The sequence below is a fragment of the Rhodanobacter koreensis genome (assembly GCF_054782855.1).
The window spans coordinates 273,916-290,821 of the sequence record NZ_BAAGRR010000001.1 but is presented as its reverse complement, the minus strand read 5'-3'; the positions used below and the strand labels follow the sequence as shown (position 1 = coordinate 290,821).

10 protein-coding genes are annotated in these 16,906 nt (G+C 65.2%); 5 read left to right on the top strand and 5 right to left on the bottom strand.

Annotated elements, in window-relative coordinates:
* The first annotated feature begins 65 nt into the window (after nucleotides 1-65).
* Nucleotides 66-989, top strand: a complete 924-nt coding sequence (locus ACYVKM_RS01245; RefSeq protein WP_460875172.1) for a LysR family transcriptional regulator — start codon at nucleotides 66-68, stop codon at nucleotides 987-989.
* Here ACYVKM_RS01245 and ACYVKM_RS01240 read toward each other — a convergent pair whose 3' ends face one another.
* Nucleotides 990-1,931, bottom strand: coding sequence for an alpha/beta hydrolase (locus ACYVKM_RS01240; protein WP_460875171.1), 942 nt, complete (start codon nucleotides 1,929-1,931; stop codon nucleotides 990-992).
* Between the two features lie 203 nt (nucleotides 1,932-2,134).
* Between ACYVKM_RS01240 and ACYVKM_RS01235 the strand changes: the two genes are divergently transcribed.
* The 3 genes from ACYVKM_RS01235 to ACYVKM_RS01225 all read left to right on the top strand — a co-directional run bounded on the left by ACYVKM_RS01235 (nucleotide 2,135) and on the right by ACYVKM_RS01225 (nucleotide 9,634).
* The gene (locus ACYVKM_RS01235) at nucleotides 2,135-6,331 is read left to right on the top strand and encodes a hypothetical protein (RefSeq protein WP_460875170.1); all 4,197 of its coding nucleotides are present in this window, start codon (nucleotides 2,135-2,137) and stop codon (nucleotides 6,329-6,331) included.
* On the top strand, nucleotides 6,324-7,145 hold the full coding sequence (prmC, locus tag ACYVKM_RS01230; RefSeq protein ID WP_460875169.1) for a peptide chain release factor N(5)-glutamine methyltransferase: 822 nt from the start codon (nucleotides 6,324-6,326) through the stop codon (nucleotides 7,143-7,145). Before ACYVKM_RS01235 ends, prmC begins: the two co-directional genes overlap by 8 nt.
* 143 nt (nucleotides 7,146-7,288) lie before the next feature.
* The gene (locus ACYVKM_RS01225; RefSeq protein WP_460875168.1) at nucleotides 7,289-9,634 is read left to right on the top strand and encodes a TonB-dependent receptor; all 2,346 of its coding nucleotides are present in this window, start codon (nucleotides 7,289-7,291) and stop codon (nucleotides 9,632-9,634) included.
* A 249-nt stretch (nucleotides 9,635-9,883) separates the two neighbouring features.
* On the opposite strand, the gene ACYVKM_RS01220 is transcribed toward ACYVKM_RS01225, so the two are convergent.
* From ACYVKM_RS01220 to ACYVKM_RS01210, 3 genes are all read right to left on the bottom strand, one after another.
* A complete protein-coding gene (locus tag ACYVKM_RS01220) occupies nucleotides 9,884-12,484 on the bottom strand; it encodes an MMPL family transporter (protein ID WP_460875167.1) in 2,601 nt (866 codons plus the stop codon).
* 102 nt (nucleotides 12,485-12,586) lie between these two features.
* The gene (dxs, locus tag ACYVKM_RS01215) at nucleotides 12,587-14,476 is read right to left on the bottom strand and encodes a 1-deoxy-D-xylulose-5-phosphate synthase (protein ID WP_460875166.1); all 1,890 of its coding nucleotides are present in this window, start codon (nucleotides 14,474-14,476) and stop codon (nucleotides 12,587-12,589) included.
* A gap of 82 nt (nucleotides 14,477-14,558) precedes the next feature.
* The gene (locus tag ACYVKM_RS01210; RefSeq protein WP_460875165.1) at nucleotides 14,559-15,158 is read right to left on the bottom strand and encodes an HNH endonuclease; all 600 of its coding nucleotides are present in this window, start codon (nucleotides 15,156-15,158) and stop codon (nucleotides 14,559-14,561) included.
* Nucleotides 15,159-15,397: 239 nt separating this feature from the next.
* Here ACYVKM_RS01210 and ACYVKM_RS01205 point away from each other — a divergent pair, with 239 nt between their 5' ends.
* The gene (locus tag ACYVKM_RS01205; RefSeq protein ID WP_460875164.1) at nucleotides 15,398-16,183 is read left to right on the top strand and encodes a SapC family protein; all 786 of its coding nucleotides are present in this window, start codon (nucleotides 15,398-15,400) and stop codon (nucleotides 16,181-16,183) included.
* Between the two features lie 116 nt (nucleotides 16,184-16,299).
* On the opposite strand, the gene ACYVKM_RS01200 is transcribed toward ACYVKM_RS01205, so the two are convergent.
* Entirely contained in the window at nucleotides 16,300-16,773 is a 474-nt protein-coding gene (locus tag ACYVKM_RS01200) for a GNAT family N-acetyltransferase (protein WP_460875163.1), read from the bottom strand.
* Between the last annotated feature and the right edge of the window lie 133 nt (nucleotides 16,774-16,906).

The following is a 16,906-nucleotide window of genomic DNA, read 5'->3' as shown; positions in this document are numbered from 1 at the left end:
ACTCGTCATTCCTGCTATCGCAGGAATGACGATGGCTTTTCGAAGTTTCTTTTACGGAGCAGGACATGGACCGCACCGACAACCGCATCGACCTGAACCTGTTCCGCGTGCTCGATGCGATCTACAGCCATGGCGGCGTCAGTGCCGCCGCACGCGTGCTGCACCTTACCCAGCCGGCGGTCACGCATGCGTTGCAGCGCTTGCGCGACCAACTGGGTGATCCGCTATTTGTACGTCAAGGCAACCGGCTGCTGCCCACCGAGAAGGTGCGCACGATGATGCCGGCGGTGCAGCTGCATCTGAAAGGCCTGCATGCCACTGCACACGCGCAGCCGCGTTTCGATCCGGCGCAGCTGGATCTCGAGTTGACCGTCGGTTTTCGCGACATCCTTGAATCGATCGCGTTGCCTTCGCTGCTGGCGCGGATCGAGCAGCACGCGCCGCAGTTGCGCGTGGTCAGTCGTCGTGTTGCTGCCGATGACGTGGAACGGGAGCTGGCGGCGGGCACGGTCGATCTGGTAGTGGATCGGCCACTGCGGGCCAGTGCGCAGATTTCCCGCAAACGTCTGCTCGACGAGTCACTGGTCGTGGTGATGCGCGCCGATCACCCGTGCGCCACGCAACTCAGGCGCAGCGACTACATGAGCGCCCGCCACGTCGCCGTATCGGCGCTGGGCGAGGCCAATGCGCTGGACATGCTGCTCGGCCAGAACGGCATGTTCCGCCATGTGCAGCTGGTCAGCCAGCACTACTTTTCCGCCTGCCAGATCGCCGCGGCCACTCAGATGCTGCTGACCGTGCCGCGCTCGTATGCCAACCACCTGGCCACGCTGCTGCCGATTGCCGTGCAGCCGCTGCCGATCCGGCTGAAGGCGTTTCCGATCCTGGCCTACTGGCATGCGTCGAAAGACGGCGACCGCGCGCACAGCTGGTTTCGGCAATGGGTGTTCGAGGCGATCACCCAGGCGATCGAGCCGGTGCGTCGCTGATCACGGCGCACTAACTTCCGCCGGGGCTGCCACGGATACCGCACGGGGATGCTCGTGGATGAATTGCACGACATCCTGGATCACCGGTGCCTTGTCACGCAGCGGCTTCGAGATCGAGAACAGGATCGCGAAGTGGCCGATATCCGGATAGAGCTTGACCTCGACCGGCTCGTTTTCCTGGCGCAAGGCGCGTGCCAGTGATTCGGCGTTGCGTGGCCAGACGATCTTGTCGGTGGTGCCCTGCATCAGCAGCATCGGTGGCTCGTCGCCATTGACGAAGTGCACCGGCTGCGAGCGCAGTTGTGCTTTGTGTGTGGTGCCGAACATGTCGATGAAATCCGGATCCTTCAGCGGCAGAAAATCGTACGGACCGGCCAGGCCGATGAAGCCGGCCAGTTGCCGCGGCTGCATGCCGACGGCATTCAACCAGTGTGCGTCGGTGGCCAGCAGTGCGCCGATGTGCGCGCCGGCCGAGTGACCCATCACGAACAGGTCGTCCGGGTTGCCGCCGTATTCGCCGGCGTGTGCATGCGTCCACGCCACCGCGTGTGCGGCATCCTGCATGAAGCCATCCAGTTTCACCATGGGCCACAGGCGGTAGTCGGGAATCACCACCACCAGGCCCCGCCTGGCCAGCGTCTCGCCTACCCATGCGTACCACTGCCGCTTGCCGGACTTCCAGCTGCCGCCGAAGAAAAACACCACCACCGGCGCATGGCTGGCGTCGCTTGGCCGATAAACGTCGAGTGCGAGCTGGTGCACCGCATCGAACACCACACCGCGCTGCACGACCACTCCCGTCTTGCTGGCGGTGGCGTTGAGACCGCTGAAAAGCACGGCCTGGCAACCGGTGAGCAGGGCGCCGCCGAGCAGCATCAGCGCGGTAGCTAGCAGGCCTCGGCGAAACGGGCCGCGGATGGGGCTGGGTGTACTGCTCGGCATGCGTTTTCCTTTGGATGGTCCATGGGCTTGGCCGATGTGGCTGGCCGGTTAACCCCATTGCGCAGCAGGCTGCGTTTCATCAGAGGCTGAGGTGGCATGCATGCAGATACGGGCGACGACTCCTTCAGGATGCAGTTGCTGCTGTGGGCCTGCCGTGTACCACTTACACTGTGCCGGCCCCGCGGGCACACAGGGAGAAACGCATGCTTCGTCGATCGCCAGGGTTGCTGGGTTTTGGGTTGCTGGGTCTGTGGCTGCTGTTTGTCGCGCCTCTGCCGGCGCAGGACGTGCCGCCGCCATTGCGCGACTGGCAGGCCTGGGTGCTGCACGAGGTGCCACGGCACGACTGCCCGTTCCTCGCCAACCAGATGCCATCTTCCTATGAAGCCAGCTATCAGTGTGCGTGGCCCGGCCGTTTGACACTCGACGCCAGCCAGGATGGCGGACACTTCAGCCTGAACGTGCATGTGGACGCACCGAGTTGGGTGGCGCTGCCGGGTGACGAAAAAAACTGGCCGCAGCAGGTGAGCACGAACAACCAGCCGGCCACGGTCCTGCAACGAGGTGGCCAGCCGATGGTGTGGTTGACGCCCGGCGACTATCAGCTGCGCGGCAGCTTGCCATGGACAACGCGCCCGGCACGGCTGCATGTGCCGGCGACGATCGGACTGATCACACTGAGCGTCGATGGGGCGGCTGTGACGCGGATCGAGCGCAATGGTGACCAGCTCACGCTCGGCGAAGCTGCCGCGGCACAGCGCGCTGCCGATGCCTTGTCGCTGCGCGTGTACCGACATCTCGAAGACGGTCTGCCTGCCATGCTGGAAACACGGTTGCAGTTCAACGTCACCGGTAGTGCGCGCGAGCAGCTGTTGGGCCCGGTATTGCCGGCTGGCTTCGTCGCGACGGCTTTGTCGGGTGATCTGCCGGCGCGACTGGAGAACGATGGTCAATTGCGCGTGCAGCTGCGTCCGGGGCAATGGACGATCACGCTGGCTTCGCGCAGCATCGCCCCGCTGAGCAAGGTTGCGTTGAAGCTGCCGGCGGCCCCTTGGCCGCGGCAGGAAGTCTGGAGTTATGCCGACGATACCGCGCTGCGCGGCACGCGCGTGGAAGGCAACGCGACCGATGCCGCTCAAGCGGGTGTACCGGGTGACTGGGCCGATCTTCCTGCCTATGTTCTGGATGATGCCTCCGGTCTGGCGATCGAGCAGGGCAATCGCGGGGATGAGGGTGGCCAGGGCGATCAGCTGCATCTGCAGCGTCAATTGTGGCTGGACTTCGACGGTGGTGGCCTCAGCGTCGCCGATCATCTCAGCGGCGAGCTGCACCATCACCAGCGGCTGGATGTAGCCGCACCGTGGCAGCTGCAGCGTGCTGCGCAGAACGACACCCCGCTTCTGGTGACCAGGGGCACGGATGGCCTGAGCGGGATCGAGCTGCGTGACCAGCAACTCAACCTCAACGCTGGCCTGCGCCTGCCGACACGTGGTGGTGCGATGCCCAGTTCGGGATGGAAACTGCCGTTGGAAGGGATCAATGCCACCCTGCATCTGCCGTATGGCTACCGCCTGCTCGGGGCAAGCGGTGTCGATCGCTCGCCCGATTCGTGGGTGGCGCAGTGGAGCCTGCTTGACCTGTTCGTGGTGGCGCTGATTGCGCTGCTGGCCGGGCGTCTGCTCGGCTGGCCGTGGGCCATTCTGGCTGCCGCCTATCTCGCGCTGGCGCAGCACGAAAGCGCTGCGCCGCTGTGGACGCTGGCAATCGTGCTGGCGCTGACGTTGCTGTTGCGTGCGCTACCGGAAGGACGCCTGAGATCCGTGGCACGCATCGGCGCGGTAGCCGTCTTCGTGCTGGCGTTGCTGTGGACCTTGCCCTTCGTCGCGACCCAACTGCAATACGCTCTGCATCCGCAACTGGAGGCTGCCAACCAGAACCGGATCGTCTCGGCAAATTTCATCGAGCCGGCGGCGCAGGACGAGCGTTATGCGAACAAGGCGATGAAACAACCGCCGCCCGCGATCATGCGCCAGTTCGCCCCAGCAGCACCGGCGCCACCGGCTCCGCCAGCTCCCGTCGAAGAGGTGAGCAACAATGCCGTCGCATCATCGGTGGTGGAGTCGGCAGATGTGGCCATGTCAGGAAGACTGCAGAGCGTGGTCGTGACGGGCACCAGGGTATCGGCATCCGACTTGGTGAGTTCGGAGCAGGACAACCGGGCCCTGATCCAGGCCGGCGCCGGCACGCCGCATTGGGATGAGGGCAACAACTATCGTCTGGGCTGGTCCGGGCCGGTGACGCCGGAGCAGAGCACGCGCCTGATGATCGCACCCGCCTGGCTGGTGCGCCTGCTGCGTGTGGCGATGGTTGGCCTGCTGGCCGCCCTGCTGGCGAAGCTGGTGACTACCCTGCTGTTGCCCTTGCGTGGTCGCTGGCGCGACTGGCGTGGCAGCGGTGTGATGGGTGCTGCCCTGCTTGCCTTTGCGCTGTTGCCGCATGGCGCGCATGCGCAGAGCCTGCCGAGCCAGCAGTTGCTGGACCAGTTGCGCAACCGGCTCACCGAGGTGCCGAAGTGTGTGCCGGCATGCGCCGTCATTGCGCAGGCCCAGCTGCAGGCCAGTGGCGATCTGCTCGATGTGGAACTGGAAGCGCATGTGGGCGCACCGATCGCGCTGCCGTTGCCGCAGGACGACGATGTGCTGCAACTGTCCGACGTCAGTGTGGACGGTCATGCCGACGCGGCACTCACGCGCAACAACGATCAGTTGCTGGTGCGGCTGGACCGCGGCGTGCATCGGATCAGCCTGCACTACCGTATCGGCGCGGCGGACAGCGCCAGCCTGCGCTTCACCGTGCGGCCGCAGCGCATCGTGTTCGGCGGTCAGACCGTCGACGGCATGGGTTGGTCGCTGGATGGTGTCGACGATGGTCGCCCGCTGGGCGACAGCATCGCGCTGCATCGCATGCGTACCGCCAGCGATGGCAAGAGCCTGCCGACGGTGCAGAGTTTCCCGCCATATGTGCGGTTGACCCGCAGCCTGGCGCTGGGCGTCGATTGGGAGGTGGAGAACCAGGTCGAACGCATCGCGCCTCAGCAGGGCGGTTTCAGCATCAGCTTGCCGTTGCTGCCAGGCGAGCATCCACTCGGCGACGATGCACTGGTCAAGGATGGCCGCATCAGTATCACCTTCAATGCGAACAGCAACGTCGTGCGCTGGACCAGCCGTCTCGATCACACGGCGCAACTGTCGCTGCAGGCCCCGGCACTGGGCGATCGTGCCGAGGTGTGGGAGGTACATGTGGCGCCGATGTGGCATGTCGAGGCCAAGGGTGTACCGACCAGTGCCAGCAACGACGGCCTGCGTTTCCAGCCGTTGCCCGGCGAGAGCCTGCAGCTCGCCTTCAGCCAGCCGGTGGCGGTGGCGGGCGACAGCCTTGCCTTCGACAGCGTGCATCTGACCAGCGCGACGGGCGAGCGTGCCAGCGAAGTCACGCTGAGCCTGCAGGCACGCAGTACCCGCGGCGGCGAGCATGCGATCAGCCTGCCTGCGGGCAGCGAATTGCTGGATGCCAAGCGCGATGATGAGTCGATCAATCTTGCCGTGCGTGACGGCAAGCTCGGCCTGCCGCTATTGCCTGGCGAACATGCCTATACGCTGCGCCTGCGTGAGCCGGATGGAGTTGCCGCCCGCGTGCACACGCCGGTATTCGACCTGCACGCGCCGGTGGCGAACGTCGATCTCTCGCTGCAGTTGCCGCAGGATCGCTGGGTGCTATGGACATGGGGCCCGATCGTGGGTCCGGCGGTGCTGTACTGGTCGCAGCTGATCGTGCTGCTGCTGGCGGCGTGGCTGCTGGCACGTTACGCACCGACGCCGCTGCGCTTCCGGCACTGGCTGCTGCTCGGGCTGGGCTTCTCGGCCTTCGCGTGGAGTGCCTACGCGCTGGTGGTGGTCTGGCTGATCCTGCTTGGGCTGCGCGCACGCAATACGCCACCGGCATCGTTGGGTACGACGAAGTTCAACCTGTTGCAGCTGGGTCTTGCCGCGCTTACGTTGCTGGCGCTGGCCGTGCTGATCGCTGCCGTGCCGAAAGGGTTGCTCGGCCTGCCGGACATGCATGTGGCCGGCAACGACTCCAGCGCGTGGAGCCTGCGCTGGTTTGCCGACCAGAGTGCCGGCGTGTTGCCCAGCGGCGGCGTGTTCAGCGTTTCGCTGTGGGTCTACAAGCTCGCCATGCTGGCCTGGGCGCTGTGGCTGGCGAACGCACTGATCGGCTGGCTGCGCTGGGCTTTCGATGCATGGACGCATGGCGGCTATTGGCGCAAATCCGAGCCGACGCCGGCGGTGGTGCCCCCGGAATTGCCGAGCTCGCCAACGGGGCAGTCGCACGATGCCTGATGTCCGCAGCACGCTGGCTGCGGCCACGCTACGGCTCGGCGAGCGCGCCGATGCCGAGGCGTTGCTGTTGCACGCGCTCGCCAAGCCACGCAGCTGGTTGTACTCGCATGCCGATGACCTGCTGGACGAGAATGTCGAAGCCTCGTACGTGGCGCTGCTCGAACGCCGCGAAGCCGGCGAGCCGGTGGCGTATATCACCGGCCGCCGCGGCTTCTGGTCGCTGGAGCTGGCGGTGAGCCCGGCCACGCTGATTCCACGGACGGAAACCGAACTGCTGGTCGAGCTGGCATTGCAGCGACTGCCACGCGACATGGCATGCAACGTGGCGGATCTCGGCACCGGCAGCGGCGCGATCGCGCTGGCGATTGCCAGCGAACGTCCGCTGGCACGCATCACCGCTACCGACACCAGTGTCGAAGCGCTTGCGGTCGCCAAGCACAATGCCCGGAGCCTCGCTATCGGCAACGTTGCATTCGTGAACGGTGACTGGCTCGCGCCGCTCGCCGGCCAGCGTTTCGACCTGATCGTTTCCAACCCGCCATATATCGAGGCTGACGATCCGCATCTGGCGCAAGGTGACCTGCGTTTCGAACCGGCCAGTGCACTGGCCTCCGGCCAGGATGGCCTCGACGATATCCGCCGCATCGTGTGCGATGCACGCGTGCACCTGCAGCCCGGTGGCTGGCTGCTGTTCGAGCATGGCTGGAATCAGGGCGTCGCCATCCGCAAACTGCTCGTCGACGCCGGTTATGCCAATGTGTTCACGGCCAGGGACCTGGAGCAGCGCGATCGGGTCAGCGGCGGTTGTTGCTGATCGCAAGGGGATGGTCGTCGTGGTGCCTTGTCGATGGTCGCGCTAAGCTGGCACCCGCATGTCGTTCTCGGTTGGATCCCGGCGGGCCTTGATCTGCTGTCATCCGCACCGGGATTATCCGTGCCAGATGAGGATGCAGACTCATGCAGTTTCATGCGGGTAGTGTCTCGGGCCGTGCCGGTGGAAGGCTTCATGTCGCCGGCAGTCATCGCTGGTATCGCCTGATCGGTGCTTCACTGTGCTGCATTCCGGCGCTGGTCGCCGCGCAATCGACTCCGGCGCCGACCGGCGCAAATGCCACGCCACCGGCCGCTGACAGCCGTGGGGGAAATGCCAGGCAGGCGACGACACTGGGCGAAGTCATCGTCACTGCAAATCGCCGGCGCGAGCCGTCGCGCGAAGTGCCGATGCATGTGGATACGGTGAAGGCGGCCGACCTGCAGAAGGTCGGTGCCCGCACGCTCAGCGACTATGTCTCGTACCAGCCGGGCGTGTTCTTCGCCAGCTCGGGCGGTGCCGGTGAAGGCGAGCTGATCATGCGCGGCGTGTCCACCGGCAACCAGACCAGTCCCACCGTATCGGTATACATGGACGACGTGCCGGTCGGTGGCAGCACCGTGTATGCCTCGGCCGCCACCTTCGTGTTCGACGCGGCGTTGATGGATCTGGATCACATCGAGTTCCTGTACGGCCCGCAGGGCACGCTGTACGGCGCCGGCTCGATGGGTGGCCTGGTCAAGTACGTCACCAACAAGCCCGATACCAGCGGGTTTTCCGGATCAGCGGGCTTCGACATCTCGCATACCCAGCAAGCCGGCATGAATTACACCGAGCGGGCCACGCTGAATATTCCGCTGGTCCAGGACAAGGCGGCCTTGCGCGTATCGGTAATGGATCAGCACAGTGCCGGGCTATACCGCGCCGTGGGCGAAACGCCGTCCAATGGTGACGACCGCACACATACTCAGGGGGTGCGTGCGCAGCTTGAGGTCGATCCGACCGACAAGCTCAGCTTCAACCTCAGCGCGATGGTCCAGCGTATCGCTGCCGATGGCCTGTCGATGGCCGACTATTCGCTGACTACGGGCCAGCCTGCGTCGGGTGGCCCCTACAATCGCCAGCTCAATCATCGGGAACCGTTCACGCAGACCCTGCAGCTGTATTCATTCCATGCCGGTTACGACTTCGGCTGGGCCAACCTGGACTGGATCAGCTCGTACCAGAATTTCGTCAACCACAGCGTGCAGGATTACCCGGATGGATTCCTGACCCTGTACAACCAGCTTTATCCTGCACTCGGTGGCGACAGCGCGCTCAGCTCGCTCTATGTCGACTCCCGATACGACGTGCACAAGGCCTCGCAGGAAATCCGCCTGACCTCAGGCAAGGGCGACCACTTCGACTGGCTGGCGGGGCTGTGGTTCAACCGCGAGGACGAGTGGGAGCAGTACGCGCTGGAAGGTGCGAACCTACCGCCACCGGGCCGGAGCATCCTGCTGGCGCAACAGGTGAATTCCCGCTACCAGGAATATGCCGGCTACGGTGACGTGACCTGGCACATCACCCCGACGATCGACCTGGCGGCCGGTGTGCGCGCCAGCGGCAATTCGCAGCATCTTTCCAACTTCGAGGATGGCTCGGTGGCCGGCAGCCCGGGCGGTTTCCGCGAGGGCATGATCAGCGACGACATCACCAAGATGCTCACCGCCAGTTACCGGCCGGACAAGACCCGCAGCTACTACATGCGCGCATCGACCGGCTATCGTCCCGGTGGCTTGCAGGCGCCGGTGCAGAGCACGATCTTCGGCTCCAATCCGAACGCCGGCGACACCTTCGGTTCGGATACGCTGCAGAGCTATGAACTCGGCTACAAGGGAAGTCATCTGGATGGCCATCTGAACGTGGGTATCGATGCCTACGACATCGAATGGCACAACATGCAGCTGATCACCTACACGGTCGGCAACGCGATCATCGAGAATGCGGGTGATTCGAGGATCAAGGGTCTCGAGTTTCAGGCCACCTATGCAACCGGGCCATGGATGCTCAGCGGCTCGGGTGCCTATACCGACGCACGCACCTTGCAGGGCAATCCGCAGCAGGGTATCGAGGACGGTGCGCGCCTGCCGTATTCGGCCAAGGAGACGGCCACGCTTGCCGCGAAGTACAACTTCCGGCTGGCCGGCGATGCAGCCTATGCCGGTGCCAACCTGCGTCTGTCGAGCCAGCGCAACGCGGGCTTCGAGGGTGATTCGAGCGACCCCAACTTCAACCTGCCCGGTTTCGCCATGCTCGATCTCGACACCGGCATGACCTTGCGCAGTGGTGTCAGCGTGGATCTTTACCTGCGCAACGCGCTTGATCGCCGGGTGGCGATTGGCACGCTCAACTCCGAATCGGTCAGTTTTCTCGCCAGCGTGGGTGGCCCGATGCTGGTGCAGTTGTCCACGCCGCGCACGCTCGGCGTCTCGGTCAACGTGCCGTTCTAGGGATGCCCTGGCCCATTCTACGTAGATGTCATGATGTCCAGAAGGCGCGTAGGGTGTGTTGCGCGTGGCCGTATTGCCAAGCTGCGCGGCGCAGCCTACGCACCTTCTGGACATCACCCCATCACTTTAAATTCAATGCGTGGGGCTGTGACTGTCTGTCCGCATGCCTTCGGTCCACCGTCTCGACAGACGGCCAGTCTGTCTTCGCCGACGGCCCTGTGGCCTGCGAACAGACAGTCACGGTGACGCCTACGTAGAATGGGCCAGGGCATCCCTAGCTGGCTTCAGCGTGTAGAGCAGGGCGGGCAGGAACACGAAGGTCGCCAGCAGCACGGCGACCAGGCTGAGCAGCAGCAGGCTGCCCATGCTGGCCATGCCGCGATCATGCGACAGCGCCAGCGAGCCGAACGCGGTACCGGTGGTGAGTGCGGAAAACAGCACCGCGCGCGCCGAGGCGGAGCCGACGAAGCTGCGCATGCCGGCGCGCCAGTTCATCACGAAGTAGACGTTGAACGAGACGCCGACCCCCAGCAGCAACGGCAGCGCGATGATGTTGGCGTAGTTGATCGCCATGCCGGCCATGCGCGCCAGCAAGGCGGTGAGCAGCGCCGACATGGCCAGCGTCAGCAGAACGATGCCGCTATCGCGCAGTCGTCGCAGCGTACACAGCAATACCAGCGCGATGGCCAGTGTGGCGAGCACCGCGGCCTGAAGGAAGGCGTGCATGATGGTGTCGGCGGAGGCGATGGTGGTGACGGCCGGACCGCCGGCTTCCGGCGCGATTGCCTGCACGGCATCGACGAAGCGACGCAAGCCCGCGGTGTCGTGCGCGGCGATGGTCGGTGATACCTGCAGGTGCACGCGGCCGTCCGCGGCAAACCAGTCGCGACGGATCGAGGCCGGCAGGTTCTGCAGGGTGATCGGTGCGGCGTTCAGCGCATCGCGCAGGCTGGCCAATTCGTCGGGCAGGAATCGGGTGACCGCCTCGTTCATTGCCAGCAGGCGTGCGTCCGGCGCACCGGCAAGGTGTTGCAGCGCAGTGTCGATGCCACGCAGCGGTGAATCGGCGGGCAGGTTCGCGTCGGCGCGGGCAATCGCGTCGCGGGTATCGGTAATCGCCTCGCGCAACGCGGCGGGTGTCACCGGGGGTGCGGTCCCTTCCGGCTCGAGCGAGGGCAGCAACAAGTCTTGCGCTTGCTCCAGCTGGTCGAGCTGTGCCTGCTGCTGCGCAGGCACGAAGGTGGCGCCGGAGATCACGCTGGCCACTTCGGGCAGGTGCCCGAGACGATCGCCAAGTGTGCGTGCCTGGGCCAGGTCGGTCGCCATGAGGTCGATGTTGAACGGGTTCGTGACCGGGTTGTCCGTGAGGCTGCGCAGCGTACGCATCGGCTCGGAGTCGGGATTCTGCGTATGCAGCGGATTGGCATCGAACGGCATGCGCACGGCGGCGATCGCACCTGCCGCCGCGAGTACGGCAAACAGGCCGAGCACGATGATGCGATGCCGCTGCAGCATCGCGTCGCAGGTGCTGCCAAACGGCAGCGCCAGTTCGCGCTGCTGGTCGCGCGGCTGGAATAACCACAGCAGTGCCGGCAGCAGGGTCAGCGTGCAGAGCAGGGCAAGGCCCATGCCCACGCCGGCGATCAGTCCCAGTTCGGCCACGCCGACAAAGGCGGTCGGCGCGAATGCGAGAAAGCCACAGGCGATGGCCACCGCAGCTACGGCGATCTGGGCGCCTGCTGCACGTGCGGTTCCGTTCAGTGCATCAGCCAGTGCAGGCTGATGCAGCCGTTCGTCGCGCAGGCGCACCGCGAACTGGATCGCGAAATCCACGGCGAGGCCGACGAACAGCACCGCAAACGCTATCGAGATCAGGTTCAGTGTGCCGATGGCCATTGCGGCGAAGCCCAGGGTCAGTGCCAGACCAGCCAGCAGGGTGAGCAGCACTGCCACGATCAGCCGCCACGAGCGCAGTGCCAGGTAAAGCCACAGCGCGAGCAGGGCGAGACTGGCCAGGGTGCTGCCGACGATGCCTTCGGTCAGTGCACCGAACTGCACATCCGAGAGAGCCACCGAGCCGGTGTAATTCACCCGCACGCGGCCGCTGCGCACGGCCGGCAGCGCCGCGATGGCGCGCTCCAGTGCCTGCGTGGCGGCGAGGCCTGGTTGCAGCGAGCCGTTCTCCAGTATCGGGTGCAGCAGCACCAGCCGCAGATTGTCGGTCTGGCGGGTGGCGTCTGAGCCAAGCAGGGACTGCCACGACAGCGGCACGGGTCGACTGGTGCCTGCGTGATCGAGTACTTGCTGCAGCTGTCGCAACGCGGTGTTGTACGCACTGAGGTCGGCGTGCTCGATGCGCACGCCCTCGGCCATCAGCGAAACACCCTGCAGGAGCCCGCGTGCCGACGGATCGCTGGCCAGCGGCCCGAGCAACGGCTGCGCCGCCATCAGCGAGCCGAGTAGTGTGCCCAGGTCGTCCGGGCCGAGCAGCAGCAGGCCTTCGCGCCGGAAGAACGGGTCGGCATCCGGTCGTGTCACGTCATGGAAATGCTGCCGATCGACACCCAGCGTGGCAGCCAGCGCAGCCGCAGCCTGGTCGGTTTCTTCGGGTGTGGCGCCGCGCACGACGGCGACCAGCAGATTATCGAACTGCGGAAACTCGCGGTCGAAGGCCAGTTCGTGCTGCCGCCACGGCAAGCTGGCCGCGAACATGTGATCGGTATCCGTATCGATACCCAGATGACCGGCCGCGTAGTACAGGCAGCCGGCAGTCAGCATGGCGAACGCCAGCACCACCGCCATGGCGTGCTGCCGGCTTGCGTTGACGGCACGGATCAACCACCCGCTCATGGATTGCGTGGCTCCTCATGGTGATGCCTGCGCCAGCCGGGTCGAACTGGTGCAGACCACCCCGCAACGTTGCCGTACCGTCGAACCGCCGTGACAGCGGACTCAGGCGTTGGCCTGGTTGAGCATGCCCGCCTGCGGGAAACGGGCACGTATCGCGTTGCGGATGCCGGGCAGGTCGAGCCCGGCCATGCTCAGCACTTCTTCTCGACTGCCATGTTCCAGATAGATGTCCGGCAGGCCGAGATGAAGGATCGGCAGGCTGATGCCGTGCGCAGCCAGGCATTCGGCCACGGCCGAGCCGGCGCCACCGGCGATCGCGTTGTCTTCCAGCGTGACGAAGGCGTCGTGGGTTCGCGCCAGTTCGAGGATCATTGCCTCGTCCAGCGGCTTCACGAAACGCATGTTGACCAGGCTGGCATCGAGCTCGGCGGCGATCGTGGCGGCCGGCGCCAGCATCGCGCCGAAGCTCAGCAGGGCGAGACCACGGCCGCGGCGACGCAGTTCGGCCTTGCCGATCGGCAAGGTGTCGAGCTGCGGGTGGATCGCGGCTCCGGTGCCGCTGCCGCGTGGGTAGCGGATGGCGGCGGGGCCGGGATACTGGAAGCCGGTGCTCAGCATCATGCGGCATTCGTTCTCGTCGGCCGGCGCCATGATGACCATGTTCGGCAGGCAGCGCAGGAACGACAGGTCAAAGCTGCCGGAATGGGTGGCACCGTCCGGGCCGACCACGCCGGCGCGGTCGATCGCGAACGTCACGTCGAGATTCTGCAGTGCCACATCGTGGATCGCCTGGTCATAGGCGCGCTGCAGGAAGGTGGAATAGATCGCCACGACGGGTTTCGCACCTTCGCAGGCCATGCCGGCGGCCAGCGTCACCGCGTGTTGCTCGGCGATCGCCACGTCGAAATAGCGTTGCGGATATGCCTTCGAGAAACGCACCAGGCCGGACCCTTCGCGCATCGCCGGGGTGATCCCGAGCAGGCGCTGGTCGGCGGCGGCCTGGTCGCACAGCCAGTCGCCGAAAATGTCGGTATAGGTCGGCTTGGCCGGCGCATTTTTCTTGATCAGGCCGGCCTGCGGGTCGAACGGGCCGACCGCGTGATACTCGATCTGCGCCTGCTCGGCCGGGGCATAGCCCTTGCCCTTGGTGGTGATCACGTGCAGCAGCTGCGGACCGGGCAGGTTCTTCACCGTGCGCAGCGCCTGCAGCAGCTGCGGGATGTTGTGGCCGTCGATGGGGCCGGTGTAGTGGAAGCCCAGTTCCTCGAACAGCGTGCTGGGCACGAACATGCCCTTGGCGTGTTCCTCCCAGCGCTTGAACCAGCGGCCGAAGAACGACTGCTTCGGGATCGCCCGCTTGGCCCGCTCGCGCCACGCGTTGAGCCGGCGACTGGCCATCGCGCGGGCCATCACCTTGGTCAACGCGCCGACGTTTTCGCTGATCGACATGCCGTTGTCGTTGAACACCACCAGCATGTTGGGTTCCACGTCACCACCGTGGTTCAGCGCTTCGAACGCCATGCCGGCGGTCATCGCGCCGTCGCCGATCACCGCGACGACCTTGCGGTTGTCCCCCTTGCGCTGCGCGGCGATCGCCATGCCCAATGCAGCCGAGATCGAGGTGGAGGAGTGGCCGACGCCGAAGGTGTCGTATTCGCTCTCCTCGCGCCGCGGGAACGGAGCCAGCCCGTCCTTCTTCTTGATCGTGGTGATCCGCTCGCGACGGCCGGTGAGGATCTTGTGCGGATAGCACTGGTGGCCGACGTCCCACACCAGGCGATCGTGCGGTGTGTCGAACACGTGGTGCAGAGCGACGGTGAGCTCGACCACGCCCAGGCCTGCACCGAAGTGGCCGCCGGAGCTGGCCACGGCCTCGATCAGGTACTGGCGCAGTTCGTCGGCGACCGCGGGCAGCTCGTCGTCAGGGACGCGACGCAGGTCGGCCGGCGTCTCGATCGGAGCCAGGTGGGGATAGTGGGAAAGGTCGTTCATCTGCGTATTGTTGGCCCAGCGGAGAGGCGGGGCAAGGGCAGCGCCGGGCGGAACCTGGGCGTGTGGGCGCTATCGCCCGCCTTCAGGCGGCGTGCGGGCGCCGGTCGCGCGGCAGATGGCTGACCAGGAAATCCATCTGGTCGGCCAGAATATTGCGGTTGGACAGGATCAGATGCTCGACCCAGCTGGGCCGGTACGGTACAGCCAGCAGCGGCATATTGGCCTGCTGCGGGGTGCGATTGCTCTTTTTCAGGTTGCAGGCGAGACAGGCGCTGACCACGTTCTCCCATTCGTCCTTGCCGCGTTTGGAAATCGGCAGCACATGGTCGCGGGTCAGTTCGCCGCGGGTGAAGTGATCGCCGCAGTACAGGCACAGATGACGGTCACGGGCGAACAGCGCGGTGTTGGTGAGGGCAGGCGCCGGGTCGACGGCGTGATCGCGGCAGCGGCCGGTGCTGGCGATGATCGGGTGCAACTGCAGCAGGCTCTGCATGCCATGCAGGCGATTGATGCCGCCGTGCACGGTGAGGCAGGGGTCGCCCAGCGTCCAGGCCACGGCGTCGCGGACGTACAGGCACACCGCCTCCTGCCAGCTGATCCAGTCGAGGATGCGGCCGGCCGAGTCCAGCGACAGTACGCGGGTCGCATTGAGATCGGCCCGACTTGGCACTTCCATCAGCATGTAGATCGTCCTTCAGCCAGGGCCTTGAGAGCGTTTCAGCGATGCAGAATGCTTGTCTGGAGCCAGCATAGACCAATTTCATTGCAATTCGCATGCTAGCGCGGTGAACCAGCCATCCCCCGTACAGTCGCGCGACGTACTGCAGCGCTGATATGATCATCAGTCACACAGACCCCACGCCGGGTTTGGTAGGGGCGCTTCGGTGGTGACCCGGCACGGCGGGGACAGAGGTAGTCAACGTGGCTGAAGTTCTTTTCTACGAGCATCCGGTGCCGCTCAATCGCGCCACACACAGGGATCTGCGCCTGAAGGGCATGCCGACCCTGAAGTTCGCGATGAACGTGCATTCGGTGCCGCTCACCGGTACCGAGTTCGGTCTTGCTGCGCGTGATCTGTTGATCGTGTTTGCGGGCAATGACGTCAATGATGCCGGCCCGATCGCGCTGCTGGGTCTGCGCCAGGATGAAAACCTGTTCGTCGACGCCGACGGCCAGTGGGCACCGAACACCTATATCCCGGCGTTCGTGCGGCGCTATCCGTTCGTGCTGGCCGAGAAGCCGGCCGGTCAGGAGGAGGGCGAGGACCTCACCGTGTTCCTCGACGAGCGTTACGAGGGCTTCGGTACGGTCGAGGGCGAGCGCCTGTTCAAGGAAGACGGCACGGACACGGAGCTGCTGACCAATGCGGTGAAATTCCTCGGCGAGTTCCAGCAGAACATCCAGCGCACCCGCTGGTTCATGCAGCAGCTCAACAAGTATGGCCTGCTCGAACCGCGCAACATCCGGCTGCAGAAGGATGGCAAGGATGGCGCGGAAGGCCAGTCGATCAACCTCAACGGCCTGTTCGTGGTCAACGAAGAAAAGCTGCGCGCGCTGGACGAGAAGACCGCCCACGAATTCGTGCGCGAAGGCGTGTTCGGCTGGATCTACGCGCATCTCCTGTCACTGGCCAATATCGACCGTCTGACCCAGCGCCTCAGTGCGCGTGAGCAGGCTGAAGCGGCTGGCAGCACGACCCGGAACTGAGCGTCCTTGAATCGTCGCAGCGGTGGTGAACCGCTGCGACGGGTCTGGAACATGCCGTTCGGCGTTTGAAGAAAGATGGTGCGCAGGCACCATCTTTTTTTTGTGCCTCGCCGTGCTCAGCGCACCGCCTTGGCCAGTCGCAGCAGATCCGGTGCATAACCGGTCGCCTCGTACAGCGCGCGTGCGCGCTCGTTGCCGGGAAACACCGCCAGCGTCACCAGCTGGCACTGATGTTCGCGTGCCCAACCCTCGGCATGTGCCAGCAGGGCCTGGCCGACCCCGTTACCCTCGTGCTGCGGCGCCACCGCCAGATCGGAGATGTGGCAATTGCTGCGGCCGGTGAAGAAATCCGCGGTGCGCTGCAGGTGGATGAAACCCACCCGCGTGCCGTCTGCGTCTTCGGCCACGAATAAATAGCTGTTTGCCGGCTGGTCTTCCAGATGTCGCAACAGGTCGTTGCGGATGCCCTCGACACATTCGTGTCGCCGTCGCCAGGGTGGCAGCGTGAAATCCACGAAGCGCGGCACCAGCGAAAGGATGAAATCGTCGTCGTCTTCGGCCAGACGGATCAGCAGGGAGGTGGTGGTCATGATGCGGTCGACAGGATGCGGGGGATGGCCCTGTCGTTTCTACACCTGACGCGGTGGCTGCGGAAGTCCCGGGCGACGCATGTATATTCCGGGCAGCACGACCACCCGCCGGGCGATGCGTTGGTCCCGGATT